Below are 22,177 nucleotides of genomic sequence, written 5' to 3' on the forward strand. Positions count from 1 at the left end.
ACAACCTCCTTGGTATGACGCGGCCAATAGCACGTGTCGACTGAACCGGGGCTGACTTGCTCAAGCCGTGCCGCCAACGGTCAGCCCTTCGACCAGCAGGGTCGGCTGGCCGACGCCGGCAGGAAGGCTCTGCCCGCCCTTGCCGCACATCCCGACGCCTTCGTCCAGCGCCATGTCGTTGCCGATGCCGCGCACTTTGGTGAGCACGCTTGGGCCATCCCCAATCAAGGTCGCGCCCTTGATCGGGGCGCCCAGCTTGCCGTTTTCGATCTTGTACGCCTCGGTGCAGCTGAAGGTGAATTTGCCGCTGACGATGTCTACCTGCCCCCCGCCGAAGCTCTTTGCGAAGATACCGTTTTTGACCCGGCTCAAAAGCTCGGCCGGATCGTCGTTACCCCCGCGCATGAAGGTGTTGGTCATGCGCGGCATCGGGGCATGGGCATAGCTTTCGCGCCGCCCGTTGCCAGTTGCGGCCACGCCCATCAGACGGGCGTTGAGGCGGTCCTGCATGTAGCCTTTCAGGATGCCATCCTCGATCAGCGCGGTTTCCTGTGTAGGGGTGCCTTCGTCATCGATCGACAGCGAGCCGCGCCGGTCCACGATGCTGCCGTCGTCGACGATCGTCACGCCCGGAGCGGCCACGCGCGTGCCGATCCGGCCGGAAAAGGCGCTGGTGCCCTTGCGGTTGAAATCGCCCTCTAGCCCGTGGCCGACCGCCTCGTGCAGCAGCACGCCGGGCCAGCCGGGGCCGAGCAGCACGGTCATCTCGCCGGCGGGCGCCGCCACGCTGTCGAGGTTGGTCAGCGCCTGCGCAACCGCTTCGTCGATCGCACGGGACCAGTTCGCCTCGTCGAACAGCGCATCGTAGAGATAGCGCCCGCCCATGCCGAAGCTGCCCGTCTCCCGCCGGCCGTTCGCCTCGGCCACGACTGAAACGTTGAGCCGCACCAGCGGGCGGATGTCGCGCGCGACGAAGCCGTCAGGGCGGACAATCTCGATCACGCTCCACGACGCGGCGAGGTTGGCGGTCGCTTGCACCACGCGCGGATCGCGTGCGCGGGCGGCGGCGTCGATCTTCTCCAGCAGCGCCACCTTGTCGGCGAACGGCACGGCGTCGAGCGGGCTGGCGTCGGTATAGAGATGCCGGTTGCTGCGCGCCGGCGGCGCGGGACGCGCAGCCTTCGCCGGATCGAGCAGCCGCAGCGTCTCGCCCGCGCGGCGGATCGCGGCGGCGGAAATCTCGTTGGCGTGGGCAAAGCCGGTCATCTCGCCCGATACACCGCGCAGGCCGAACCCGGCATCGCGCGAATAGTTGGCGGTCTTCAACCTGCCGTCATCGAACACAAATGCTTCGGTCGCGGCGAACTGAAGGTAGAGTTCGCCGTCGTCGCAGACGCGCAAGGTCTCGGCGGCAAGCGCCTTCGCCTCATCAGGGGTGAGCTTGCCATCAGCGTAGAGCAGCGCGTGCGGATCAGGTGTCATGGCCCCGATATGGGCCCGTCCAACGGCTGGCGCTAGAGGGCAGCGCCCTCCGAGATGTCGCTGAGGGTCGCTTGGGCCGCGCCATCCGCCGGACCGCCGCGCAGGACGAAACGGCGGTCGCAATACCCGCAATCGACATAGCCATGCTCGTCGATTTCCAGCCACACGCGCGGATGCCCCAGGGCGGTGGGCGTAAAGCCGGGCCCGCCGCGGATCGCGTCGGCGCCGTCGCAGGCTACGCGGCGGTCATCGACCAGGGTCAGTTCGGGCGGGGGAATGTTCATGCCAAGTCCTCTTCGGGACGCGCCGATACCGCCATTGCGAGGGGCGGGCAACGGGCCTAGTGCCGCGCGTCATGGCCACCGAACCTGCGATCCGCATCCGCGACCTCGTCAAGCGCTATGCCGGCGTGAACGGCGACGAAGGCAAACTCGCGCTGAAAGGCGTCAGCTTCGATGTGCCCGAAGGGCAGATTTTCGGCCTTCTCGGCCCCAACGGGGCGGGCAAATCGACGCTGATCAACATCCTCGCCGGATTGGTCATGAAGACGTCGGGAACCGCAGACATCTGGGGTTTCGACATCGACCGGCACCCGCGCAACGCCAAGCGCTCCATCGGGATCGTCCCGCAGGAGATCGTGTTCGATCCGTTCTTCACTCCGTTCGAGGTGCTGGAGAACCAGGCGGGGTTCTATGGCGTGCCGCGCGCGCAGCGGCAGTCCGAAGCGCTGCTGGATGCGGTGCGTCTGGCGGACAAGCGCGATGCCTATGCCCGCACGCTGTCAGGCGGAATGAAGCGCCGCCTGCTGGTGGCCAAGGCGATGGTCCACGCGCCGCCGATCCTGGTGCTGGACGAACCGACCGCCGGCGTCGACGTGGAACTGCGCCGGCAGCTGTGGGAACTGGTCACCCGCCTGAACCGCGAAGGCGTGACGGTGGTGCTGACCACCCACTATCTCGAGGAAGCCGAGCAGTTGTGCGACCGGATCGCGATCATCAACCATGGTGAACTGATCACCGACAAGCCGACCCGCGAACTGGTCGGCATGATGGCGGAAAAAGTGGTCGAGATCACGGTCGATCGCGACATGGCCGCGCCGCCTGTCCACCCCGCCTTCAAGAAGTCCGAGAAGAAGGGCGACCGGACGGTCGAGATCACCTATGACAAGGACACCATCACCGCCGGGCAGGTGCTCGGCCTGGTGCAGACCCAGGGCTTCGTAATCGAAGACGTGACCACCCGCGAAGCTGACCTCGAAGATGTGTTCGTCAGCCTGACTTCTGCACCAGACCAGAGCGCGCCTTAACCCAGAAACCGTCCGCCCAGCCCCGCGTCGCGGATGTGCAGCTTGGTCCACCGGAACGGCGAACTTTCTTCCAGCGGCGTGGCGCAGGTCCTGCATTTGCCCACATGACCGCCATGCACGCGGCGAATCGCGCTCTGATCGACGCTATGCCGACCGAACGCGCACGAAATATGCGCCAGCTTCATTCTCGCTAACCCTTCTCGTCCCTCATCCCCTGCCCGATCCGGATTAGCCTCACCCGCGCGCCGCGATACGGGCTAGCGCCGAACCGTTCATTTTGCGCCGCCATCGGATGAAGCCCCGTGCACTTGCGGCCCCTCCCCCGCGCGGGCATGACGCAGCCATGACCGCTTCGCACGACGTCATCGTCATCGGCTCAGGCGCCGCCGGGCTGACCGCCGCGCTTGCGCTGGCCGAAAGCCGCCGCGTGCTGGTGCTCGCCAAGGGGTCGCTGACCGGCGGCAGCACCGCGTGGGCACAAGGCGGGATCGCCGCGGTGCTGGACGCAGGCGATACGTTTGAAGAGCATATCCGCGACACCATGATCGCCGGCGCAGGGCTCAACCGGCGCGAAACGGTCGAATTCGTCATCGAGCATGCTCCGCAGTCGATCGACCGGCTGGTCGAGCTCGGCGTGCCGTTCAACCAGGAAGCCGGCGCACTGCACCTGACCCGCGAGGGCGGGCATTCGCAGCGGCGGATCGTGCACGTGAACGACGCCACCGGCTGGGCGGTGCAGGAAGCGCTGCTCAGGGCGGCGGAGGCCAATCCCAACATCACCCTGCTGCCGGGCCGCGCGTGCATAGACCTCATCACCGGGCGCAACGCAGAACAGTTCTCCGGATCGGGCCGGGTGTGGGGGGTCTACGCGCTCGACGAGGCGAGCGGGCGGGTGGAGGCGCACGTCGCCCGCGCCACGATCCTGGCGACGGGCGGCGCGGGGCGGGTGTACCAGTTCAGCACCGCGCCAAGGGGCGCAACCGGCGACGGGATCGCGATGGCGTGGCGGGCGGGCGCCCGCGTCTCCAACATGGAGATGATGCAGTTCCACCCGACCTGCCTCTACAATCTCGAGGTCAAGAACTTCCTCATCACCGAGGCTGTCCGCGGCGAAGGCGGGGTGCTGCTCAATCCCCGGACCGGGCACCGCTACATGCCCGATTACGACGATCGTGCGGAGCTGGCGCCGCGTGACATCGTCGCCCGCGCCAACGACAGCGAGATCAAGCGCGACGGCCTCGACTGTGTCCACCTCGACATCAGCCATCAGAGCCCGGAGTTCGTGAAGCACCACTTCCCGAACATCTACGAAAAGCTTCTGACGCTGGGCATCGACATGACGCGCGAGCCGATCCCTGTGGTGCCGGCACAGCATTATACCTGCGGCGGGGTGCTGATCGATCTTGCCGCGCACACCGACCTGCCGGGGCTGTGGGCCGCGGGCGAGTGCACCGAAAGCGGGCTGCACGGCGCAAACCGCCTCGCGTCCAATTCGCTGCTCGAATGCTTCGTGTTCGGCGAGGCAGCGGCGAGCGATATCCTGGCGCGGTGGGATACCCTCGATCACCCGCCAGCGATCCGCGAATGGGACGAAAGCCGGGTGACCGATTCCGATGAGGAAGTGGTCATCAAGCAGAACTGGACCGAAATCCGCCGGATGATGTGGAATTATGTCGGCATCGTGCGCACCACCAAGCGGCTGGAGCGGGCGCAGAACCGGATCGACCTGCTAGGCCGGGAGATCGAGGATTACTATGGCAGTTTTCGCGTCACCACCGACCTGATCGAACTGAGGAACCTCCACCAGTGCGCCGACCTGATCGTGCGCAGCGCGCTGAAGCGCCACGAGAGCCGCGGATTGCACTACACGCTCGATTATCCGGCGACGCTGCCGGAGGCGCGCGATACCGTCCTGATACCTTAAGGGAGGCGACGAATGGCGCAAGCACAGGCTAACGGGCTCACCATCGAATACGACGATCACGGCGACCCCGCCGCGCCGCCGATCCTGCTGGTGATGGGTCTCGGCGCACAAATGACCCTGTGGCCGCAGGAACTGGTGGACGCGCTGGTGGAGCGCGGCTTTCGCGTGATCCGCTACGACAATCGCGACATCGGGCTGAGCCAGAAGATGGACGGGGCCAAGGCACCCGGCATGATCAAACTGATGCTGCTGAGCCGCCTCGGCTTCACGCCGCGCGTGCCGTACACCCTGGCCGACATGGCCCGGGACGGCGTCGGGCTGCTCGATGCCCTGGGCATCGCCAAAGCCCACATCGTCGGCGCCAGCATGGGCGGGATGATCGCGCAGCACATCGCCTTCTCACATCCTGAACGCGTGCTCACCCTTACCTCGATCATGTCGACCACCGGACATCGCAAGTTGCCCTCGGCTACCCGGGAGGCGATGTCCGCGCTCACCAAGCGTCCCGCATCGATGGATGAGGACGTGCTGGTCGAGCACGGCGTGAAGGTGTCGCAGGCGATCGGCAGCCCTGGTTTTCGCGCGGATCCCGCTGCGGTGCGCGAACGCTCGCGCGCACTGATCAAGCGCAGCTTCTATCCTGCCGGGATGCCCCGCCAGTTCGCCGCGATCGTCGCCGATGGCGACCGCCGCGAGCGCTTGCGAAGCGTGAAGGCCCCCACGCTGGTGATCCACGGCGAGGCCGACCCACTGGTCCCGCTGGCCGGCGGCGAGGACACCGCGGCGCATATCGCGGACTCCCGGCTCAAGACGATTCCTGGGATGGGCCATGACCTGCCGCTCGAGCTGGTCGACGAGATCGCCGACGCCATCGCCGGGCATGTTAAGGCGCAGGCGTGAGCCTTCGAATTGGGCTATCGCCCGTCGTGGTCGCCGCCATGCTCGCCGGGTGCTCGCCGGAGGCCGCTGAACCGGCGGGGCGGGGCCCGGGTGCCTCTCCGCAAGTCTCGTCATCGGCCACGACCGCCGCGGACGATGCACCATCGCGCGTCAGCCGGTACACGTCGCTCAAGGATTGCCCGGTCACGCGAGCGAGCCGCGAGGAGATGCCCTTCACCGAAACGATATGCGAAGGACCGGCGGGCTGGCGCTTGCGCATCAGCGACTCCGATGCGCGGCAGTCGCTCGAAGTGTTGGCGCCCGGCGGCCGGGCAACGCGGCTGGACACCGCGGCGATCGGCGGTGGCGGCTTCAGCTCGTTCGGCTCCGCAGCCGAGTGGCGCGCGCCGCCAGCTGGAGAATTCCGGCCTGACGCGTTGATCGTCCGCTACCAGGTCGCCGAACGTCCCTATCCGGCGCCGGAAACCGCGTACCTGCTGGCCGTCCGCCTGCTCCCGGTGCCGTGCGTCACCGCGCGTATTGCCCCGGGGGACCAGCAGAATGCGTTGGCCCGGGAAGCGGCTGATGAGCCGCGCGCGTGCCTGTCAGACGCGGCTGAAGGCTAGCGGCTAGACGATACCCGCCACCAGCTTGCGCGCGGCGGCTTCCTCGGCGCCGACATACCAGTTGTAGAGCGCCTTCTCGAGCAGTTCGTCCATCTTCACATCGGTGTTGTCGATCAACCGCTGGAAGTTGTCCCGTTCCAGCTCGATGCCCGTATCGAGCTGATGGATCATCGCTTCGAGCTTGGGCAGAAGCATCCGGATCGGTCCGTCGAGTTCGATAGTCTGCTGAAGTTGGCGGCAGTGGATCAGCAACGTCGTGTCGGATGTCAGGTAACGATCTTCCGGCGGGAACGCGGCCATGAAGGTACAGCCGGCCGAATAGACCACGGTTTTGCCCACGAACACCAGCCGGCGGCTCTTCAAGCGTTTCCGCGCCGCGTCGACCTCGGCAATCATGCGCCGTGCCAACTCGGGGTCTCCCCCCAGCGTGGTCATGTCGATGATGAGCGGCCCCTCGCCGTCTTCGGCCTGATTGAGCATGTCTCGCAGCTTCCCCGCCATCACCTCGTCGACGGACCCGACAAGGGAGATGTGGGCGGGGGCTGTGGCCTTAGGCGCGCCATTCGCGTGATGTGCGCCTGTTTGTCGGTGATCGTCTCGCGCCATTTGATAGGCCCCCTGATGAGTGCTGCTCCGGCGAAATAGACCGATCACGGTTCTGTTCCCCGAAAATACACGCCGGAATCTTCCTAAGCTGATGATAAAACGCGAGTTTTACCGGTCTGGGCGACTGACTTGGCGGAAGAAGGGTAGCAGGACACTATCAGAGCGACATTGCGCGGAGGTCACCTCGGTCGCTGCCGCTCGAAGCTGGCTGGGGACAAAAATTTTTTCTGAGAATGCGGTTTAGCTCTTGCGCTCCGCGCCACCCTACGGAGTCCCGCGCGTCGCGGCGTTACGGTCGAATGACACACCGGGGCTGCTGAGGTCCGAACAGAGTAAACCGGTCCTTCACCCTATTGCGCCCGCGACCCCGTTGATTCACTATCTAGTGGTAGGGGCCGGAGGGGTACCCACAAGACCTAGTTTCTCGCGGCGGCGCCCCCACATGGCGTCTGCACCGAACAATGCGTCTTGCAGCCTCTCGGCGGGACTGCCCGGGGACAAGTTGGGGAAAAGTTTCTCGCCCTTCGAACCCCCGGAAATGGTAGGCGGACGCTTCGTTCGTCGAATCGAACACAAACGGAACATTGGGCCGGTGCCTGAAGTTTCCAACATACGGCGAGCGGGGCAGGCGATGGATTTCAGGACTGGGAATGAGGCAGCCATGGGGCTCGATGAAACGACTGCCGATTCGGTCGACGCGGCCGCCGGCACCGACGCGGCTCCCACCAGCAAGGCGGCGATGACGATGGACAAGCACGACAAGGGCAGCGACGCACTGGTGGCTGGGATAGCCGCCGATGCTGCGGCCTCTGCGATGGTCGGGGCGCTGCAGGCTGCGGCCAAAACGGACGACAACGACAGCAAGAAGATCGCCGATCGCCGGTTCACCATCGCGACCGACGCCAGCCGGGATGCGCTGCTGACCGATTTCGGCAAGGAAACGCTGGACGATCGCTACCTGCTGCCGGGCGAAACCTATCAGGATCTGTTCGCGCGCGTGGCTGATGCCTATGCCGACGATCAGGATCACGCGCAGCGCCTGTACGATTACATTTCGAAGCTGTGGTTCATGCCGGCCACCCCGGTGCTGTCAAACGGCGGCACCAATCGCGGGCTGCCGATCAGTTGCTATCTCAATTCGGTGAGCGACAGCCTCGACGGCATCGTAAACACCTGGAACGAGAACGTGTGGCTCGCCAGCAAGGGCGGCGGGATTGGCACCTACTGGGGCAACGTGCGTGGGATCGGCGAGCCGGTCGGCCTCAATGGCAAGACCAGCGGCATCATTCCCTTCGTCCGCGTGATGGACTCGCTGACGCTGGCGATCAGCCAAGGTTCGTTGCGGCGCGGTTCCGCGGCCTGCTATCTCGACGTCTCGCACCCCGAGATCGAGGAGTTCCTCGAGATCCGCAAGCCGTCCGGCGACTTCAATCGCAAGGCCCTGAACCTGCATCACGGGGTGCTGGTCAGCGATGCGTTCATGGAAGCGGTGCGGGCCGGTGACGAATGGAACCTGACCAGCCCCAAGACCGGGGAAGTGCGCGCCACCGTCGATGCGCGCTCGCTATTCCAGAAGCTGGTCGAAACCCGCCTCGCCACCGGGGAGCCGTACATCGTGTTCTCCGACACGGTGAACCGCGCGATGCCGCGCCACCACCGCGAGCTGGGGCTGAAGGTTTCGACGTCGAACCTGTGTTCGGAAATCACCCTGCCGACCGGCGTCGATCACCTCGGTAACGATCGGACTGCGGTATGCTGCCTGTCCTCACTCAACCTGGAAACATGGGAGCAGTGGGAAGGCGACAAGGTGTTCATCGAGGATGTGATGCGTTTCCTCGACAACGTGCTGCAGGACTACATCGACCGCGCGCCGGAGGAGATGGCGCGGGCCAAGTACTCCGCGATGCGCGAACGCAGCGTCGGCATGGGCGTGATGGGCTTCCACTCGTTCCTGCAGATGAAGAACATCGGCTTCGAAAGCCCGATGGCGAAGGTGTGGAACCTGAAAATGTTCAAGCACATCGCCGCCAAGGCCGAAGAAGCGAGCATGGTGCTGGCCGAAGAGCGCGGCCCTTGCCCCGATGCGGCCGACGCCGGCGCGATGGAGCGGTTCAGCTGCAAGATGGCGATCGCGCCGACCGCATCTATTTCGATCATCTGCGGCGGCACCAGCGCCTGCATCGAGCCGATCCCGGCCAACATCTATACCCACAAGACGCTGTCGGGCAGCTTCGTGGTGAAGAACCCGTACCTCGAAAAGCTGCTCGACAAGAAGAGCAAGAACTCCACCAATGTGTGGAACTCGATCCTGGAGAAAGCCGGCTCGGTCCAGCACCTCGACTTCCTGACGCCTGAGGAAAAGGCGGTCTACAAGACCAGCTTCGAGATCGATCAGCGCTGGCTGTTGGAATTCGCGGCCGACCGCACGCCGTTCATCGACCAGGCGCAGAGCCTGAACCTGTTCATCCCGGCTGATGTCGACAAATGGGACCTGGCGATGCTCCATTTCCAGGCGTGGGAGCGCGGCATCAAGAGCCTGTATTACCTGCGGTCGAAGTCGGTCCAACGCGCCGGATTCGCCGGCGGGGTGGAAGCGGACAACACTGCTGAGGCGCCGAAGTACGAACTGCCGACCACCGACTACGACGAGTGTCTCGCCTGCCAATAACGGTAGTGGGACTGCGGCGTCGCTTCAATGGAAGCGACTTATCGCCGGCGGCCCCGTAACGGGCGGGCCGGGTCGGTCAACTGAACGCCTGCGGGGGAGCCGGCACCCCGCAGGAGCGCCGGCCCGTGCGTGTTACTCGCCGGCTTCCTCGACGAAGTTCGCGGCGTTGGCGGCGGTCGCGCTCAGGCGCACCTTATCGCCTTCGACCTCGGCGACGAGGCCCAGCGGGATCGTATGGTGATGGCCGCTGTGTGTGCCACCTTGCGCACCTTCGATCTCGGCCGCTGAATCGCGCTTCGTCAGCTTGATGTGATCACCTTCAACTCGGTCGACGGTGCCGACGTGGACGCCATCGGCGCCGATGACTTCCATGTGTTCGCGAATGTTGCTGTGGTCGGTCATAGCATGTTCCTTACTGGTCGGTGGTCGAGGCGTTGTCGGCGGCTTTGTCCGCCCAGCGATCGCTTTCGGCAGGCTCGCGCGCCGCAGACTGGTCTGCGGCTGCCTGGCCGGCAAACGCGCCCATCCGGTCCGGGTGCCCTTCGGCGTCGCCTTCGATCGCGCGTTCGCCGCCTGCCTGGTCCTGGCGCTGCTCGCTGGTCTGCTGGCCGGCAGCAGCGCGGGCTTGGTCTTCGCGCGGGCCGGTGCGTGGCGGTTCACCGGGAGCGCGGTTCTGGGTGTTGGTGACGTCGCGCGAGTCGTCTGGTTCGAGTTCGGACATGACTTCGTTCTCCTTCGCTTGCCCAACGCGCGCCGCGCCGCTCGGCTCCCGAGATGGCGGAATGACATTTAAAGCGCTCTGCCGGAGAGAGCCGGGGCCGAATGCAATGCGCTCCCCCGGATGGCCGGGGGAGCGCGAGGGGTGCGGTACTCAACCCGCGAAAGGGGAAAGCAGGCGAGCCGCGTTTCCCTCATGCGGTCAGGTGGGCTCGAAACCACGCCGACCGTTAACCGTTTAACGCCGCCCTCACGGGTGCGTTCCAGTAGATGGTTATCCCCGCATCAATCTTCAGATTACCTGTCGAATCGGCGGCCAAAATGACTATGTTAACCGCTCACGCCCGACCACCTCAGAAGCCCCCGGAGCCACAACATGTCGTTGCTCGAAGCCCGCAAGACCTACAAGCCCTTCGAATATCCGTGGGCGTATGACTTCTGGAAGCGCCAGCAGCAGGTCCACTGGCTGCCGGAAGAAGTGCCGCTGGGCGAGGATTGCCGCGACTGGGCGCAAAAGCTGTCGGAACACGAGCGCAACCTGCTCACCCAGATATTCCGCTTCTTCACCCAGGCCGATATCGAGGTGCAGGATTGCTACCACGACAAGTACGGCCGGGTGTTCAAGCCGACCGAGGTCAAGATGATGCTGACCGCGTTCTCCAACATGGAGACGGTCCACATCGCCGCGTACAGCCACCTGCTCGACACCATTGGCATGCCCGAAAGCGAATACGGCATGTTCCTAGAATACCAGGAAATGCGCGACAAGCACGATTACCTGGCGCAGTTCGGGGTCGACACGGACGAGGATATCGCCCGCACTTTGGCGATGTTCGGCGGCTTTACCGAAGGGCTGCAACTGTTCGCCAGCTTCGCCATGCTGATGAACTTTCCCCGCTTCAACAAGATGAAGGGCATGGGCCAGATCGTCAGCTGGAGCGTGCGCGACGAAAGTCTGCACTGCGAAGGCATCACCCGCCTGTTCCACGCGTTTACCCAGGAACGCCAGTGCCTGACCAAGGCGGTCAAGGAAGACATCATGGACATGTGCCAGAAGACGGTGCGGCTGGAAGACGCCTTCATCGACCTGGCGTTCGAAGCGGGTCCGGTTCCGGGCATGAGCGCCAAGGAGATCAAGCGCTACATCCGCTACATCGCCGATTGGCGGCTGGGGCAGCTGGGCTTCCAGCCGATCTATATGGTCGAGGACCACCCCCTCCCCTGGCTCGCCCCGCTGCTGAACGGAGTGGAGCACGCCAACTTCTTCGAAACCCGCGCGACCGAGTATTCCAAGGCTGCCACCCGCGGCAACTGGGGCGACGTGTGGACGAGCTTCGATTCCCGCCGCAAGGCGAAGGCGGCCGACGGGGCGAACGACGTCGCCGAGCTGGCGAGCGAGCCGGGGTTGTTCGGGGATAACGCTGGGGCCGTGGCGGCGGAGTAACACCTGACACGCGTCGCCGTGATCTACGACTTTTGACGCCACCTCATTGCCGGGAAGATCCAGCAGCACACGCTGATTTCAAATCTCGGTTTCGATGGCGGAAGCGGGTTCAGCGATAAATCAACTTCGAGACCCAACCGGCGAACCAGTTTTTAATCTTACCTCACCAACCCCACGGCGCGGGCGGCGGGGCGATCGGGCGGGTGAGGTCGAATTCGACCCGGAAATGCCGCGCGTCGGGTGCCGCGCGGCCGAGCTGGTAGGCGAAGCGAACGTTGGGGGTTCCGGCGGCGTCAACCTCCACTCGCCAGACATTGGTCACCGATACCGCGCGGTCTTCACGCCGAAACAGCGCGATGCTTTCGTCATCGACAGGGAAATCCTGCGCGCGGGCGGTACCCGGGGTGGCGGTTTCGCCGCCGTACATCGTCAGCACATCACTGGTGCCATCCTGGTGCCGGTGATCGTGCTTGAGGCGCAAGCCGCCCTCGCCCTCGCTCCCGCCCCCATTCCCGGCACGAGTGAAGATCCAGGTGCGCGACCGATCCCAGCTGCCGTCAGCCTGGCGAACGTGGAACGGAACTTCGATCCGGTTGTCCTCGCAGCGGCGCACGTGCATCGCCATATCCATCCCGCGCATCGCCGCGTCGGGCGCTTCATCGCTCACCAGGCGCCCGGCATACGCCTTGCCGCAATGGCTGGCGAGCGCACTCCAGAACGCAGTTTGGGGAGCGGATGGCGCGGGCGTGGTGGCGCACCCGGCGAGCAAAGCGGCGGCGCACAGCGATGCGAGGTAGCGGATCATGGGGCGGAGTTTTGGCACCCCGGCGCACTCCCTGCAATCCGCTGCACACCCGTGCGTTGCCTTGGTCACGCGTGTTGGTCGGGAACGCTCAACCATTTTGCAAGCTCATCACGCCATAAAGCGCGAATGGACGCGCCGATCGTGCCTTATCTCGTGCCCCTCGGCGCTCTTGCGCTGGGGGCGATCAACCTGGCCGCATTTTCGTCCTTCGGGGTCGACAAGCGGCGAGCCGAAGCTGGCCTCCGGCGCATTCCTGAGCGCACCTTGCTGTCCTTGGCGTTCTGGGGCGGCACGCCGGGTGCCTACGCCGGACGCCATGTGTTCCGCCACAAGACCCGCAAGCAGCCATTCTCCGACCATCTGTTCGCCATCGTAGTGTTGCAGGTGTCGGCTATCGGCGGCGGCGCGACTTGGTTCCTGACTGGTTGAAGCCCCTGCCTTAGCCGTCGCCCCGCTTCCAGCGGCAGGGCGGATTGCTTGATCCCGCCGGGCTACCCCCCCATCTCGTAGGTGATAACAACGCGAGAGGAACGCTATGCGCACCGAAGCCGAAGTCGCCGCCATGTCCTGCCCGGTTTGCCGGGTGCCGCTTTCGATGAGCGATCGGCAAGGAGTGGAGATCGATTATTGCCCGCAGTGCCGCGGCGTGTGGTTGGACCGGGGGGAACTCGACAAGATCATCGAGCGCAGCGCCGCCGATGCCGCTCCCCCACCGCCTCAGCAGCCGCAGCGCGGCGCGCCGGGGTATTCCGCGCATGACCAGCATCACACCCAGCACACTGGTCAGCACTACGCACAGCCTTATGGCCAGCAGCCGTACGGTAAGCCTTACAAGAAGCGCAAAAGCTGGCTCGAAGACATCTTCGACTGACCGCTCAGGTGGCCGGCAAGCCGATGTCGTGCACCACAGCGCAAGATTGGAACCGCCTTCAGCCCTGAAGCCTTGTCCTCATGCGCCCGCAGCCTCGGGCACGACACGAAAGGACGCACATCATGCCATATCAAGGCGAAAAGACTCCCGGCAAAGGCCCCAACCAGTTCGCGCAAGTGGGCATGGGCGGCAGCCAGGGCGGCGGGCAGTTCGAACAGGGCGATGGCCAGTCGGGCTCGCTTCAGGACCAGCAGGGCGGCACCACCACCGCCGCATCGGTCCCGGGTGCTGCGGATGCGGGCAATGAAGGCGCCGGGACCAACGGTGACTTCGCGGACCAGGACCGCGCTAGCGGACAGCAGCAGCAGCAGCAGCAGCAGAACCAGTCGCGCGAACAACGCGCGCCCGGCGCCAGCAACAATGACGCCGAACTCGGCACGGGTCGCGGCGATGGGACGAGCGTGGAGAACGAACAGGCTGGCTCACGAGCCTAAGGCCGGGGGACGTACCCTTCGCACCGCGCGGCGCGCCTCCACACCGGCTCGCCGCGCGGTGACACGCCAGCCGGAACAACGCGGCTTGACGCGCGCTTCATCAACCAAGCCCCCAAACAATTGTTCAGAAGGATCGCACGACGATGGAAAACGACAGCTATACGCGCACCGGCCAGAGCGGCAGCGGCAACTTTTACGACAACGGCCACGATGCCGGTGACACTACGGTGCTGAAGACGCTGACCGCGACGCTCATCGATTCGGTCGACGGCTACCAGAAGGCAGCCGCCGACACGACCAACGAGCGCTATACCCAGATGTTCAACGCGCGGGCTCAGGAACGCCAGCAGGCCGTGACCAAGCTGCAGGCGGCGACCGCTCGCCTCGGCGGAAACCCGGAAGATGACGGAAGCACCACCGCCGCGATCCACCGCGGGTGGATCAATCTCAAGGAAGCGGTTGTTGGCCGCGATGACGAGGCGATCGTCAAGGAAGTGGAGCGCGGCGAGGACTATCTGAAAGAGAAGTTCGAGACCGCGCTGCGCAACGCCGACTTGCCGGTTGAGGCCCGTTCCGCGGTCGAGGAAGCGTGGCAGTCGGTCAAAGCCGGTCATGACGAGATGAGCCAGCTCAAGCACGCCATCACCTGATCGAGCTGATCAGAATACCTGCGGGCGGCGTCTCCAGCGATGGAGGCGCCGCCTTCGTTTTGCCAGGTCGTAAACGCTCCGGCGCAGGGCGTTAACCTTTTGGCGCAAGCAGCGGACCTTCCCGCTCCATCGCCCGTTCGATTGGTATGTCCGGCACACTCGGACACATCAGAATAAGAGCAGGAGAGAGCCATGAACAACGAGCGGGACGACAACAGTCAGCAGAACCAGCAATCAGGCCAGCAGGGCCAGCAATCCGGCGGCAGCGACGGTCGCGGGCAGCAGAGCGGACAGCAAAACCAGCAGTCCGGCAGCCAGCGGTCCGATCAGCAGGAGCAGCAGTCCGGCGGTGCCGGATACGGCGGCCAGCAGCCTCCCCAGCAGGGGCAGCAGAACCAGCAGTCTGGTCAGCAGCCCGGCGAACGCGGTTCAAATCAGGCCGGTAGTGATTTCGGCGAAGAGAGCCAGCGCGCCGACCAGGCTTCGCAAGAAGAGTGGGATGCCGGCTCCGACGGTGAGCGTTCTTCGTCAGGCGATCGGTCGCAGCGCAGCCAGTCTGACTTCGGCTCAAACGGCGAATAATCGCTGATGCAAGCTTCGGCACGGCCGCTCCCGTCGGGGGCGGCCGTTGCTGTTTCAGCCTGCTGTCGGCAAGCGCCGCCGTAGCGGGATGACCTCGGCCACTGGAGCTGGCGCGGCCGTTTCCACGATCCGGGCGAGCGTCATCTCGTCCAGTGGTTCGTCGAACGCGATGCCAACGCTGCCGCGCTTGGCCCACCGCAGCCGGCCCGCGATCGGTCCGATTTCGCCCAGCCAGAGCTGCAGTGGATCGACTTTGGTCACGGCGGCAGTGATGCCCTTGGCCCGGCAGCCACCGCTATCGAGATCCAGCACCGCGATCCGGGTCGCCTCACCCTCGCCCACGCGGCAGCGCCCCTCCAGGCTGACGCAATCGCGCGGCCCGGCGCGGGGGCCGGAATAGTGGGTCGCGAGCTTGGGTCGGTTGAGCTTGGCCATTCCCCTCCCTCGCGCACGAGGGTTAAGGGATCGCCTCAAGACGGCGAATAAATCAGCCGACCACGCCCGCCGCCGCCAATACCGCCAGCGTAAGGATATCGGGCGCTATTGCGGTCATCGGCGCGATCTGCACCGGCTTTTCCATGCCCACCATCATGGGTCCGATCGTCGTTGCCCCGGCAAGTTCCCGCAGCAGCTTGGCCGACAGGTTCGCCGATTGCAGACCGGGCATGATCAGCACGTTGGCCGGCGCCGACAGGCGGCTGAACGGATAAAGCGCCATGACCTTCGGATTGAGCGCGGCGTCGGGTGCCATTTCGCCTTCGTATTCGAAGCCCGGCTGCTCCGCATCGAGGATTGCCACCGCGTCGCGGATATTGTCCAGCCACTGTCCCGGGGGGTTGCCGAAGGTGGAGTAGCTGAGGAAAGCGACCCTGGGTTCGTGGCCCAGGCGCCGCGCGACGGCGGCGGTTTCGCGCGCGATTTGCGCCAGTTGCGGGGCGCTGGGGCGTTCGTTGATCGTCGTGTCGGCGAGGAACACGGTGTAGCTCTTGCCGATCATCAGATGCACGCCGAAGGGCACCGCGCCTTCCTTGGCATTCAGGACCATGCCGATCTCGCGCATGCTCTGGGCGAAGGTGCGGGTCAGCCCGGTGATCACCGCATCGCCATGACCCAGCGCAACCAACAGCGCGGCGAACACATTGCGTTCCTGGTTCACGAGACGCCGCACATCGCGCTCCGTGCGGCCCCGGCGCTGAAGCCGCTCGTAGAGGTAATCCACCATTTGCGGCACGAGGTGACTGTCGGCCGAATTCTGGATCTCGAAACTTCCGGGATCACTCGCACCCAGCATGTGCAGCTTGTCGACCACCGCCTTGGTCCGGCCGACCAGAATCGGGGTGCCGTAGCCGAAATCGCGGAACTGGATCGCGGCGCGCAGCACGACATCCTCCTCGGCCTCGGCGAAGACCACCCGTTTGGGATTGGCCTTGGCGTTCTCGTACACCCGCGTGAGAACCGAGGTCGTCGGGTTGAGCCTCGCCTTCAGGCTCTGGCGATAGACCGCCATGTCAGTGATCGGGGCCCGGGCAACGCCGGTATCCATCGCCGCTTGTGCCACTGCGGATGAAACCACCTCCATCAATCGCGGATCGAACGGGGCCGGGATGATGTAGTCGGTACCGAACTTGTGGTTCACCCCGTACGCGGCGGCAACCTCGTCCGGCACCCGCTCGCGCGCCAGGCTGGCGATCGCTTCGGCGGCGGCGATCTTCATCTCTTCATTGATCGCGGTCGCCTGCACATCGAGCGCGCCGCGGAAGATGAACGGGAAGCCGAGGACATTGTTGACCTGATTGGGGTAATCCGACCGCCCGGTCGCGATGATCGCGTCCGGACGCACGGCTTTGGCATCCTCGGGCAGAATCTCGGGATCCGGGTTGGCCATGGCGAAGATGATCGGCCGGTCGGCCATCTTCTCGACCCACTGGGGCTTGAGCGCGCCTGCGGCCGACAGGCCGAGAAACACGTCTGCCCCGACCAGCGCTTCGGCCAGGCTGCGAGCTTCGGTCGCCGTGGCGTGCGCGCTCTTCCATTGATCGACGCCGTCGCGACCCGGATAGATCGGGCCCGAACGGTCGCACACGATCACCTGATCACTCGGGACTCCCAACGCCTTGATAAGCGCGGTGCAAGCAAGCGCGGACGCGCCGGCGCCGTTCACCACCATGCGTACGTCTTTGAGATCGCGCCCGGTCAGGTAGCAGGCGTTGATCAGGCCGGCGGCGGCGATGATCGCCGTGCCGTGCTGGTCGTCGTGCATGACCGGAATGTTCATCCGTTCGCGCAAGGCCTGCTCGATGATGAAGCATTCGGGGGCGGCGATGTCCTCCAGGTTGATGCCGCCGAAGGTCGGCTCCATCAGTGCGACCGCCTCGATGAACTTGTCGGGGTCTTCGGTATCGAGTTCGATGTCGATGGAGTCGACATCGGCGAAGCGCTTGAACAGCACCGCCTTGCCTTCCATCACCGGCTTCGACGCCAGCGCGCCCAGGTTACCCATGCCCAGGATGGCCGTGCCGTTGGAGATGACCGCCACCAGGTTCGATCGCGCGGTGTACCTGGCTGCATTCGCCGGATCGTCGGCGATCGCCTGCACGGGTGCTGCCACACCAGGGGAATATGCCAGACTGAGGTCGCGCTGGGTCGCCATCGGCTTCGACGCGACGATCTCGATCTTACCCGGGCGGATCGTCTCGTGGTAGAACAGCGCCTCGCGCGCGGTGAAGGCGGTGGGCTTCTCGTCGGCCAAGGTGGCACCTTTCATTGTCGCTCGTCCGCGCCGTAACGGAACTCGGGCACCCGCAACAGGGGGCAACCGGGGATAGCCCCGTTTCGAATCGCGCTGCCTCGGGCTAACGCGGCCCGGTGGCGGGCGGTTCAACTCCGATGATGGCGCAGTACCAGGCGCTGAAGGCGCAGGCGGACGGCTGCCTGCTGTTCTACCGTATGGGCGATTTCTTCGAGTTGTTTTTCGACGATGCCCGGACCGCCGCGGGCGTGCTCGACATCGCGTTGACGAGCCGCGGCGAACATGACGGCGCGCCGGTCCCGATGTGCGGGGTGCCGGTGCACGCGGCGGAAGGCTATCTGGCGCGGTTGATCAAGGCGGGTTGCCGGGTTGCCATCGCCGAGCAGACCGAGAGCCCGGAAGAAGCCCGCAAGGCGCGTGGATCGAAGGCGCTGGTCAACCGGGACATCGTTCGCTTCGTGACAGCGGGGACGCTGACGGAAGAGGCGCTGCTGGAGCCGCGCCGCGCAAACGTACTGGCGGCGGTGTGCGAATTGCGCGGCACCTGCGGCATCGCGCACGTCGATATCTCCACCGGCATGATGGCGCTGGAAGAGTGCGCGGCGAGCGATCTGGGCGCGTCGCTCGCGCGGCTCTCTCCAAGCGAAACGGTCGCGCCCGAAGGGTGGGACGGGCCGCCCGAAGGGGTCATCGCGTGTTCGCGGGAGGGCTTTTCAAGCGACCGGGGGGCCGCCTCGCTGCGCCGCGTGCACGGCGTCGGGACGCTGGATGGTTTCGGCCAGTTTTCCCGAGCGATGCTGGCCGCGGCGGGAGGATTAATCGCTTACTTGGAACATGCCGGTCGCGGAAAGTTGCCACTGCTGTTGCCGCCAGTCGCGCGCGAGAACGGCACCACCCTGGCGATGGACGCGGCAACCCGGGCGAGCCTGGAGATTACCGAGAGCACCCAAGGCGGCCGCGCCGGCTCGCTGTTAGCCGCGGTCGACCGATGCGTCACCGGAGCCGGCGCCCGTCAGCTCGCGGACGATCTTTCAGCACCGCTCACAGCGCGGAATGCGATCGAGGAACGGTTGGCGTTCGCCGCATGGCTGCAGGCCGACCCGTTGCTGCGCGCCGACTTGCGTGCCGCCCTGCGGGCCTTGCCCGACATCGGCCGCGCACTCGGGCGGGTCGTCGCCGGCCGGGGCAGCCCTCGCGATCTGGGCCAGGTGCGCGACGGGCTGAACGAGGCGCGCAGAATCCGTGATCATCTCACGCGCCAGGCCGACCGTCCGTCTCTACTGGAGGCGCTGCTTCCCAAGCTTGGTGGGCACGGCGCGCTGACGGATCTGCTCGACCGCGCGCTGGTCCCCGCGCCGCCCACCGAGCGTGGCCAAGGCGGCTATATCGCCGAAGGCTACGACGCGTCGCTCGACGATCTGCGCCGCACCTCTGGCAATGCTCGCCGGGCGATCGCCACGCTGGAAGGCAAGTACCGCGCGGAGACGGGCATCGCCGCGCTCAAGATCCGGCATAATGGAGTGCTCGGCTATTTCATCGAGGTGCCCGCGCGCGCCGCAGATGCGTTGATGGCGGCCGACAGCGGGTTCACCCATCGCCAGACAATGGCGGGCGCGGTGCGGTTCAACTCATTGAGCCTTCATGAGGAAGCGAGCCGAATCGCCGAGGCGGGCGGACATGCGCTGGCTGCGGAAGACGCGCACTTCGAGGAACTGGTGGCAGAGGTCACCGCCGCGCGCGAAACGATCGCCGGCACCGCCGCTGCGGTGGCGCGGATCGACGTGGCGGCGAGCCATGCCGAACGGGCCGCCGAAGGCGGCTGGGCCCGCCCGCAGCTGGATGATGAGCCGGTGCTCCGCGTGGAAGGCGGGCGCCACCCGGTTGTCGAGGCCGCACTGGCAGCGCGCGGGGAACGGTTCGTCGCGAACGATTGCCTGATGTCGCAGTCGGACCGGCTTTGGTTGATCGGCGGGCCGAACATGGGCGGCAAATCCACCTTCCTGCGCCAGAACGCGCTGATCGTACTGCTCGCGCAGGCCGGCAGCTTCGTCCCGGCCACGAGTGCGACCGTGGGGCTGACCGACCGCCTGTTCAGCCGGGTGGGGGCGAGCGACAACCTCGCGCGCGGACGATCGACCTTCATGGTCGAAATGGTCGAAACGGCCGCCATTCTTGCCCAAGCGACCGAGCGGTCATTCGTGATCCTCGATGAAGTCGGTCGCGGCACCTCGACGTACGATGGACTCGCCCTCGCCTGGGCGGTTGCCGAAGCGGTGCATGAGAGCAATCGCAGCCGCTGCCTGTTTGCCACGCACTATCACGAACTTTCGCGCCTCGCTGACAGCTGCGATGCGCTGTCGCTGCACCACGTCCGCGCGCGCGAGTGGAAGGGTGACCTGGTGTTGTTGCATGAGCTGTCGACGGGTCCAGCCGATCGCAGCTATGGCCTGGCGGTCGCGCGCCTTGCCGGGGTGCCGCCGGCGGTGGTGTCACGGGCCAAGGCGGTGCTCGACAAGCTGGAGAAAGGTCGTGCGCAGACCGGGGGCCTCGCCGCCGGGCTGGGAGACCTGCCCTTGTTCGCTGCGGCTGCGGAAGCCGCCGAAGAGCAATGCGACGCGCTGCGCGATCGACTTCAGGCCCTCGACCTCGATGCGCTGACGCCGCGCGAAGCGCTTGAATTGCTGTACGATCTCAAACGGGAAGCCGGCGCAAGCGAAGCTTAACCTGTTGCGCGTAACCGACTGTTCATGCGCGGGTACATGTTTCGCAACCGTTGGTTCGCTTTGCTGTTCGTCTGCCTGACCCTGGCGGGCGTGACCAAGCTGGTAGGCACCGACCGCGAAAGCGGCGCCATCCAGGAAGGGGCCGGTCAACTGGCCGAAACGCGCGCTCAAGCGGAGCAGTTTTCCTCTGCTACACAGGAGCCAGCTGCCGAGATTACGGACGAACCGGACGGGATGGAGCTTGCGTCAGACGAGGACCTGATCGACCCCGCCGTGGGGGAGGACCCCACCCCGGCGGACGATTTCATCCCCGACGACATGAGTGCCGAGGAACCGTCTGACGAGGTGGTGATCGTTTCCAACGAAGTCCCTGCGGCTGAACCGTAGGGATTAAAGTTTTTAGTACGTGCCGTCTGACGGAAGGTCCGGGTCAGGCTTCTTGTCTTCGCCGTACTTGTCCTCGTTATCGTCCATGTTTTCTTCGCCTTCATAGGCGCCCATGTCGATTCGGCCCGAGCTTTCCATATCGCGCATGTGGTCGACCAGATCCTGGACGTCGCCGCCGCCTACCTTGATGCTGGACGTGGGATCGCCCTTGCGCAGCGCGTTCGCCTGGTCGGCAACGGTCTGAGCCTGTTCCTGTTCGTCATCCTGTTCGGAATTGTGGGTTTCGGGGGCGAGGTTGGGATCGGTGGCCATCTGGGTGATACTCCTTTGGCCGTTCAACCGTCGATGAAGCCCCGCCGTTCCCGCTCAGCGCGTCGGTACCGGCGCTTCACCCGAATAGTCGTAGAACCCCTTGCCCGTCTTGCGCCCGAGCCACCCCGCCTCGACGTATTTCATCAGCAACGGCGCGGGCCGATACTTGCTGTCGCCGGTGGTGGTGTACAGCACCCGCACGATGTCGAGGCAGGTGTCGAGGCCGATGAAGTCTGCCAGTTCGAGTGGCCCCATCGGGTGGTTGAGGCCGATCCGGCAGCCTTTGTCGATGTCCTCGATGCTCGCGGTGCCCTGCCCCAGGACAAAGACCGCCTCGTTGAGCATCGGCACCAGGATCCGATTGACCACGAAGCCGGGCTCGTCCTGCACTTCGACCACTTCCTTGCCCAGCTCCTCTGCCAGGGCGCGGGTCCTGGCGATCGTATCGGAGGAGGTCGCGAGGCCGGGGATGACCTCGATCAGGCCCATCACCGGCACCGGGTTGAAGAAATGCAGACCGATGAAGCGAGCCGGGTCGGGCGTCCAGTTGGCCATGCGGGTGATCGGGATGGAACTGGTGTTGCTCGCCATGATCGCATCGGCGCCCAGAATCTTGCCGGCGCGTTCGAAGATGGCCTGCTTGACGCTTTCGTTCTCGGTGGCCGCTTCGATCACAAAGCTCGCCGCCGCCATGGGAGCGAGATCGGCAACGGGCTCGATCCGAGCCAGGATCGCTTCGGCCTCGTTCGCCTGAAGTTTTCCGCGTCCTACCAGCCGGGTCAGGGCCTTGTCGATCGCCCCTTTACCGCGCTCTGCGGCGGGCCGGTCAATGTCGGATAGCAGCACCTTCATGCCGTGCTGCGCGATCGTCTGGGCGATGCCGGAACCCATCTGCCCCGCGCCGATAACACCGATCGTTTGCACCGCCTGAAACTCCTTCGCACTTGCAGCA

General features: G+C 65.4%; 24 protein-coding genes. 13 read left to right on the forward strand and 11 right to left on the reverse strand.

Annotated elements, in window-relative coordinates; all coding sequences use genetic code 11:
• Positions 1-60: 60 nt before the first annotated feature.
• Complete coding sequence (tldD, locus tag E0504_RS07965; protein WP_131622799.1) at positions 61-1,482, reverse strand: metalloprotease TldD; 1,422 nt, start codon at positions 1,480-1,482, stop codon at positions 61-63.
• Between the two features lie 32 nt (positions 1,483-1,514).
• Positions 1,515-1,766: a zinc-finger domain-containing protein gene (locus tag E0504_RS07970; RefSeq protein ID WP_131622802.1), complete on the reverse strand. Its 252-nt coding sequence runs from the start codon at positions 1,764-1,766 to the stop codon at positions 1,515-1,517.
• Positions 1,767-1,837: 71 nt separating this feature from the next.
• Here E0504_RS07970 and E0504_RS07975 point away from each other — a divergent pair, with 71 nt between their 5' ends.
• On the forward strand, positions 1,838-2,788 hold the full coding sequence (locus E0504_RS07975) for an ABC transporter ATP-binding protein (protein ID WP_131622804.1): 951 nt from the start codon (positions 1,838-1,840) through the stop codon (positions 2,786-2,788).
• Here E0504_RS07975 and E0504_RS07980 read toward each other — a convergent pair.
• Positions 2,785-2,973, reverse strand: a complete 189-nt coding sequence (locus E0504_RS07980; RefSeq protein ID WP_131622807.1) for a hypothetical protein — start codon at positions 2,971-2,973, stop codon at positions 2,785-2,787. The two genes, E0504_RS07975 and E0504_RS07980, sit on opposite strands and share 4 nt — an antisense overlap.
• Positions 2,974-3,131: 158 nt before the next feature.
• Here E0504_RS07980 and nadB point away from each other — a divergent pair, with 158 nt between their 5' ends.
• From nadB to E0504_RS07995, 3 genes are all read left to right on the forward strand, one after another.
• Positions 3,132-4,712 (forward strand): L-aspartate oxidase, encoded by a 1,581-nt coding sequence (gene nadB, locus E0504_RS07985; RefSeq protein WP_131623076.1) that lies wholly within the window; start codon positions 3,132-3,134, stop codon positions 4,710-4,712.
• Between the two features lie 12 nt (positions 4,713-4,724).
• The gene (locus tag E0504_RS07990; protein ID WP_131622810.1) at positions 4,725-5,612 is read left to right on the forward strand and encodes an alpha/beta fold hydrolase; all 888 of its coding nucleotides are present in this window, start codon (positions 4,725-4,727) and stop codon (positions 5,610-5,612) included.
• A 206-nt stretch (positions 5,613-5,818) separates the two neighbouring features.
• Entirely contained in the window at positions 5,819-6,217 is a 399-nt protein-coding gene (locus E0504_RS07995; protein ID WP_131622812.1) for a hypothetical protein, read from the forward strand.
• Between the two features lie 3 nt (positions 6,218-6,220).
• On the opposite strand, the gene E0504_RS08000 is transcribed toward E0504_RS07995, so the two are convergent.
• Positions 6,221-6,697 (reverse strand): peptidase S14, encoded by a 477-nt coding sequence (locus E0504_RS08000; RefSeq protein ID WP_131622814.1) that lies wholly within the window; start codon positions 6,695-6,697, stop codon positions 6,221-6,223.
• Positions 6,698-7,562: 865 nt separating this feature from the next.
• Here E0504_RS08000 and E0504_RS08005 point away from each other — a divergent pair.
• Positions 7,563-9,491 carry a ribonucleoside-diphosphate reductase subunit alpha gene (locus tag E0504_RS08005; protein WP_373693877.1) on the forward strand — a complete coding sequence of 643 codons (1,929 nt, stop codon included), beginning with the start codon at positions 7,563-7,565 and terminating at the stop codon, positions 9,489-9,491.
• A gap of 132 nt (positions 9,492-9,623) precedes the next feature.
• Here the strand turns inward: E0504_RS08005 and E0504_RS08010 are convergent, their stop codons facing one another.
• On the reverse strand, positions 9,624-9,893 hold the full coding sequence (locus tag E0504_RS08010; protein ID WP_131622818.1) for a DUF2171 domain-containing protein: 270 nt from the start codon (positions 9,891-9,893) through the stop codon (positions 9,624-9,626).
• Positions 9,894-9,903: 10 nt separating this feature from the next.
• On the reverse strand, positions 9,904-10,212 hold the full coding sequence (locus E0504_RS08015; RefSeq protein ID WP_131622820.1) for a hypothetical protein: 309 nt from the start codon (positions 10,210-10,212) through the stop codon (positions 9,904-9,906).
• Positions 10,213-10,584: 372 nt separating this feature from the next.
• On the opposite strand from E0504_RS08015, the gene E0504_RS08020 reads away from it, so the two are divergent.
• Positions 10,585-11,652, forward strand: a complete 1,068-nt coding sequence (locus tag E0504_RS08020; RefSeq protein ID WP_131622822.1) for a ribonucleotide-diphosphate reductase subunit beta — start codon at positions 10,585-10,587, stop codon at positions 11,650-11,652.
• Positions 11,653-11,815: 163 nt separating this feature from the next.
• Here E0504_RS08020 and E0504_RS08025 read toward each other — a convergent pair whose 3' ends face one another.
• The gene (locus E0504_RS08025; RefSeq protein WP_131622824.1) at positions 11,816-12,457 is read right to left on the reverse strand and encodes a hypothetical protein; all 642 of its coding nucleotides are present in this window, start codon (positions 12,455-12,457) and stop codon (positions 11,816-11,818) included.
• Between the two features lie 126 nt (positions 12,458-12,583).
• Here E0504_RS08025 and E0504_RS08030 point away from each other — a divergent pair, with 126 nt between their 5' ends.
• The 5 genes from E0504_RS08030 to E0504_RS51225 all read left to right on the forward strand — a co-directional run bounded on the left by E0504_RS08030 (position 12,584) and on the right by E0504_RS51225 (position 15,054).
• Positions 12,584-12,886, forward strand: coding sequence for a DUF1294 domain-containing protein (locus tag E0504_RS08030; RefSeq protein WP_131622826.1), 303 nt, complete (start codon positions 12,584-12,586; stop codon positions 12,884-12,886).
• 106 nt (positions 12,887-12,992) lie between these two features.
• On the forward strand, positions 12,993-13,328 hold the full coding sequence (locus tag E0504_RS08035; protein WP_207912321.1) for a zf-TFIIB domain-containing protein: 336 nt from the start codon (positions 12,993-12,995) through the stop codon (positions 13,326-13,328).
• 122 nt (positions 13,329-13,450) lie between these two features.
• Positions 13,451-13,822 (forward strand): hypothetical protein, encoded by a 372-nt coding sequence (locus E0504_RS08040; RefSeq protein WP_131622828.1) that lies wholly within the window; start codon positions 13,451-13,453, stop codon positions 13,820-13,822.
• 143 nt (positions 13,823-13,965) lie between these two features.
• Entirely contained in the window at positions 13,966-14,472 is a 507-nt protein-coding gene (locus tag E0504_RS08045) for a PA2169 family four-helix-bundle protein (protein ID WP_131622830.1), read from the forward strand.
• Positions 14,473-14,664: 192 nt separating this feature from the next.
• Entirely contained in the window at positions 14,665-15,054 is a 390-nt protein-coding gene (locus E0504_RS51225) for a hypothetical protein (RefSeq protein WP_207912323.1), read from the forward strand.
• A gap of 54 nt (positions 15,055-15,108) precedes the next feature.
• On the opposite strand, the gene E0504_RS08055 is transcribed toward E0504_RS51225, so the two are convergent.
• Both E0504_RS08055 and E0504_RS08060 read right to left on the reverse strand, forming a co-directional pair.
• Complete coding sequence (locus E0504_RS08055) at positions 15,109-15,489, reverse strand: hypothetical protein (RefSeq protein ID WP_131622832.1); 381 nt, start codon at positions 15,487-15,489, stop codon at positions 15,109-15,111.
• A 52-nt stretch (positions 15,490-15,541) separates the two neighbouring features.
• The gene (locus tag E0504_RS08060) at positions 15,542-17,818 is read right to left on the reverse strand and encodes an NADP-dependent malic enzyme (protein WP_207912325.1); all 2,277 of its coding nucleotides are present in this window, start codon (positions 17,816-17,818) and stop codon (positions 15,542-15,544) included.
• A gap of 122 nt (positions 17,819-17,940) precedes the next feature.
• On the opposite strand from E0504_RS08060, the gene mutS reads away from it, so the two are divergent.
• Entirely contained in the window at positions 17,941-20,526 is a 2,586-nt protein-coding gene (mutS, locus tag E0504_RS08065) for a DNA mismatch repair protein MutS (protein ID WP_131622836.1), read from the forward strand.
• Positions 20,527-20,550: 24 nt separating this feature from the next.
• Positions 20,551-20,913 carry a hypothetical protein gene (locus E0504_RS08070; RefSeq protein WP_207912327.1) on the forward strand — a complete coding sequence of 121 codons (363 nt, stop codon included), beginning with the start codon at positions 20,551-20,553 and terminating at the stop codon, positions 20,911-20,913.
• 12 nt (positions 20,914-20,925) lie between these two features.
• Here the strand turns inward: E0504_RS08070 and E0504_RS08075 are convergent, their stop codons facing one another.
• Both E0504_RS08075 and E0504_RS08080 read right to left on the reverse strand, forming a co-directional pair.
• Positions 20,926-21,225: a hypothetical protein gene (locus tag E0504_RS08075; protein WP_131622840.1), complete on the reverse strand. Its 300-nt coding sequence runs from the start codon at positions 21,223-21,225 to the stop codon at positions 20,926-20,928.
• 54 nt (positions 21,226-21,279) lie between these two features.
• Positions 21,280-22,149 carry a 3-hydroxyacyl-CoA dehydrogenase family protein gene (locus tag E0504_RS08080; protein WP_131622842.1) on the reverse strand — a complete coding sequence of 290 codons (870 nt, stop codon included), beginning with the start codon at positions 22,147-22,149 and terminating at the stop codon, positions 21,280-21,282.
• Between the last annotated feature and the right edge of the window lie 28 nt (positions 22,150-22,177).

The organism is Parafrankia sp. BMG5.11, from assembly GCF_004337455.1.

Coding starts and splice junctions, on each gene's coding strand:
- E0504_RS07995 (WP_131622812.1), top strand. CDS start 5,819: ATGCCCTTCACCGAAACGATATGCGAAGGACCGGCGGGCTGGCGCTTG.
- E0504_RS51225 (WP_207912323.1), top strand. CDS start 14,665: ATGAACAACGAGCGGGACGACAACAGTCAGCAGAACCAGCAATCAGGC.
- E0504_RS08005 (WP_373693877.1), top strand. CDS start 7,563: ATGACGATGGACAAGCACGACAAGGGCAGCGACGCACTGGTGGCTGGG.
- E0504_RS08040 (WP_131622828.1), top strand. CDS start 13,451: ATGCCATATCAAGGCGAAAAGACTCCCGGCAAAGGCCCCAACCAGTTC.
- E0504_RS08030 (WP_131622826.1), top strand. CDS start 12,584: ATGGACGCGCCGATCGTGCCTTATCTCGTGCCCCTCGGCGCTCTTGCG.
- E0504_RS08055 (WP_131622832.1), bottom strand. CDS start 15,489: ATGGCCAAGCTCAACCGACCCAAGCTCGCGACCCACTATTCCGGCCCC.
- E0504_RS08020 (WP_131622822.1), top strand. CDS start 10,585: ATGTCGTTGCTCGAAGCCCGCAAGACCTACAAGCCCTTCGAATATCCG.
- E0504_RS07970 (WP_131622802.1), bottom strand. CDS start 1,766: ATGAACATTCCCCCGCCCGAACTGACCCTGGTCGATGACCGCCGCGTA.
- mutS (WP_131622836.1), top strand. CDS start 17,941: ATGATGGCGCAGTACCAGGCGCTGAAGGCGCAGGCGGACGGCTGCCTG.
- E0504_RS08010 (WP_131622818.1), bottom strand. CDS start 9,893: ATGACCGACCACAGCAACATTCGCGAACACATGGAAGTCATCGGCGCC.
- tldD (WP_131622799.1), bottom strand. CDS start 1,482: ATGACACCTGATCCGCACGCGCTGCTCTACGCTGATGGCAAGCTCACC.
- E0504_RS07980 (WP_131622807.1), bottom strand. CDS start 2,973: ATGAAGCTGGCGCATATTTCGTGCGCGTTCGGTCGGCATAGCGTCGAT.
- E0504_RS08075 (WP_131622840.1), bottom strand. CDS start 21,225: ATGGCCACCGATCCCAACCTCGCCCCCGAAACCCACAATTCCGAACAG.
- nadB (WP_131623076.1), top strand. CDS start 3,132: ATGACCGCTTCGCACGACGTCATCGTCATCGGCTCAGGCGCCGCCGGG.
- E0504_RS08045 (WP_131622830.1), top strand. CDS start 13,966: ATGGAAAACGACAGCTATACGCGCACCGGCCAGAGCGGCAGCGGCAAC.
- E0504_RS07975 (WP_131622804.1), top strand. CDS start 1,838: ATGGCCACCGAACCTGCGATCCGCATCCGCGACCTCGTCAAGCGCTAT.
- E0504_RS08015 (WP_131622820.1), bottom strand. CDS start 10,212: ATGTCCGAACTCGAACCAGACGACTCGCGCGACGTCACCAACACCCAG.
- E0504_RS08060 (WP_207912325.1), bottom strand. CDS start 17,818: ATGAAAGGTGCCACCTTGGCCGACGAGAAGCCCACCGCCTTCACCGCG.
- E0504_RS07990 (WP_131622810.1), top strand. CDS start 4,725: ATGGCGCAAGCACAGGCTAACGGGCTCACCATCGAATACGACGATCAC.
- E0504_RS08000 (WP_131622814.1), bottom strand. CDS start 6,697: ATGCTCAATCAGGCCGAAGACGGCGAGGGGCCGCTCATCATCGACATG.
- E0504_RS08025 (WP_131622824.1), bottom strand. CDS start 12,457: ATGATCCGCTACCTCGCATCGCTGTGCGCCGCCGCTTTGCTCGCCGGG.
- E0504_RS08070 (WP_207912327.1), top strand. CDS start 20,551: ATGCGCGGGTACATGTTTCGCAACCGTTGGTTCGCTTTGCTGTTCGTC.
- E0504_RS08035 (WP_207912321.1), top strand. CDS start 12,993: ATGCGCACCGAAGCCGAAGTCGCCGCCATGTCCTGCCCGGTTTGCCGG.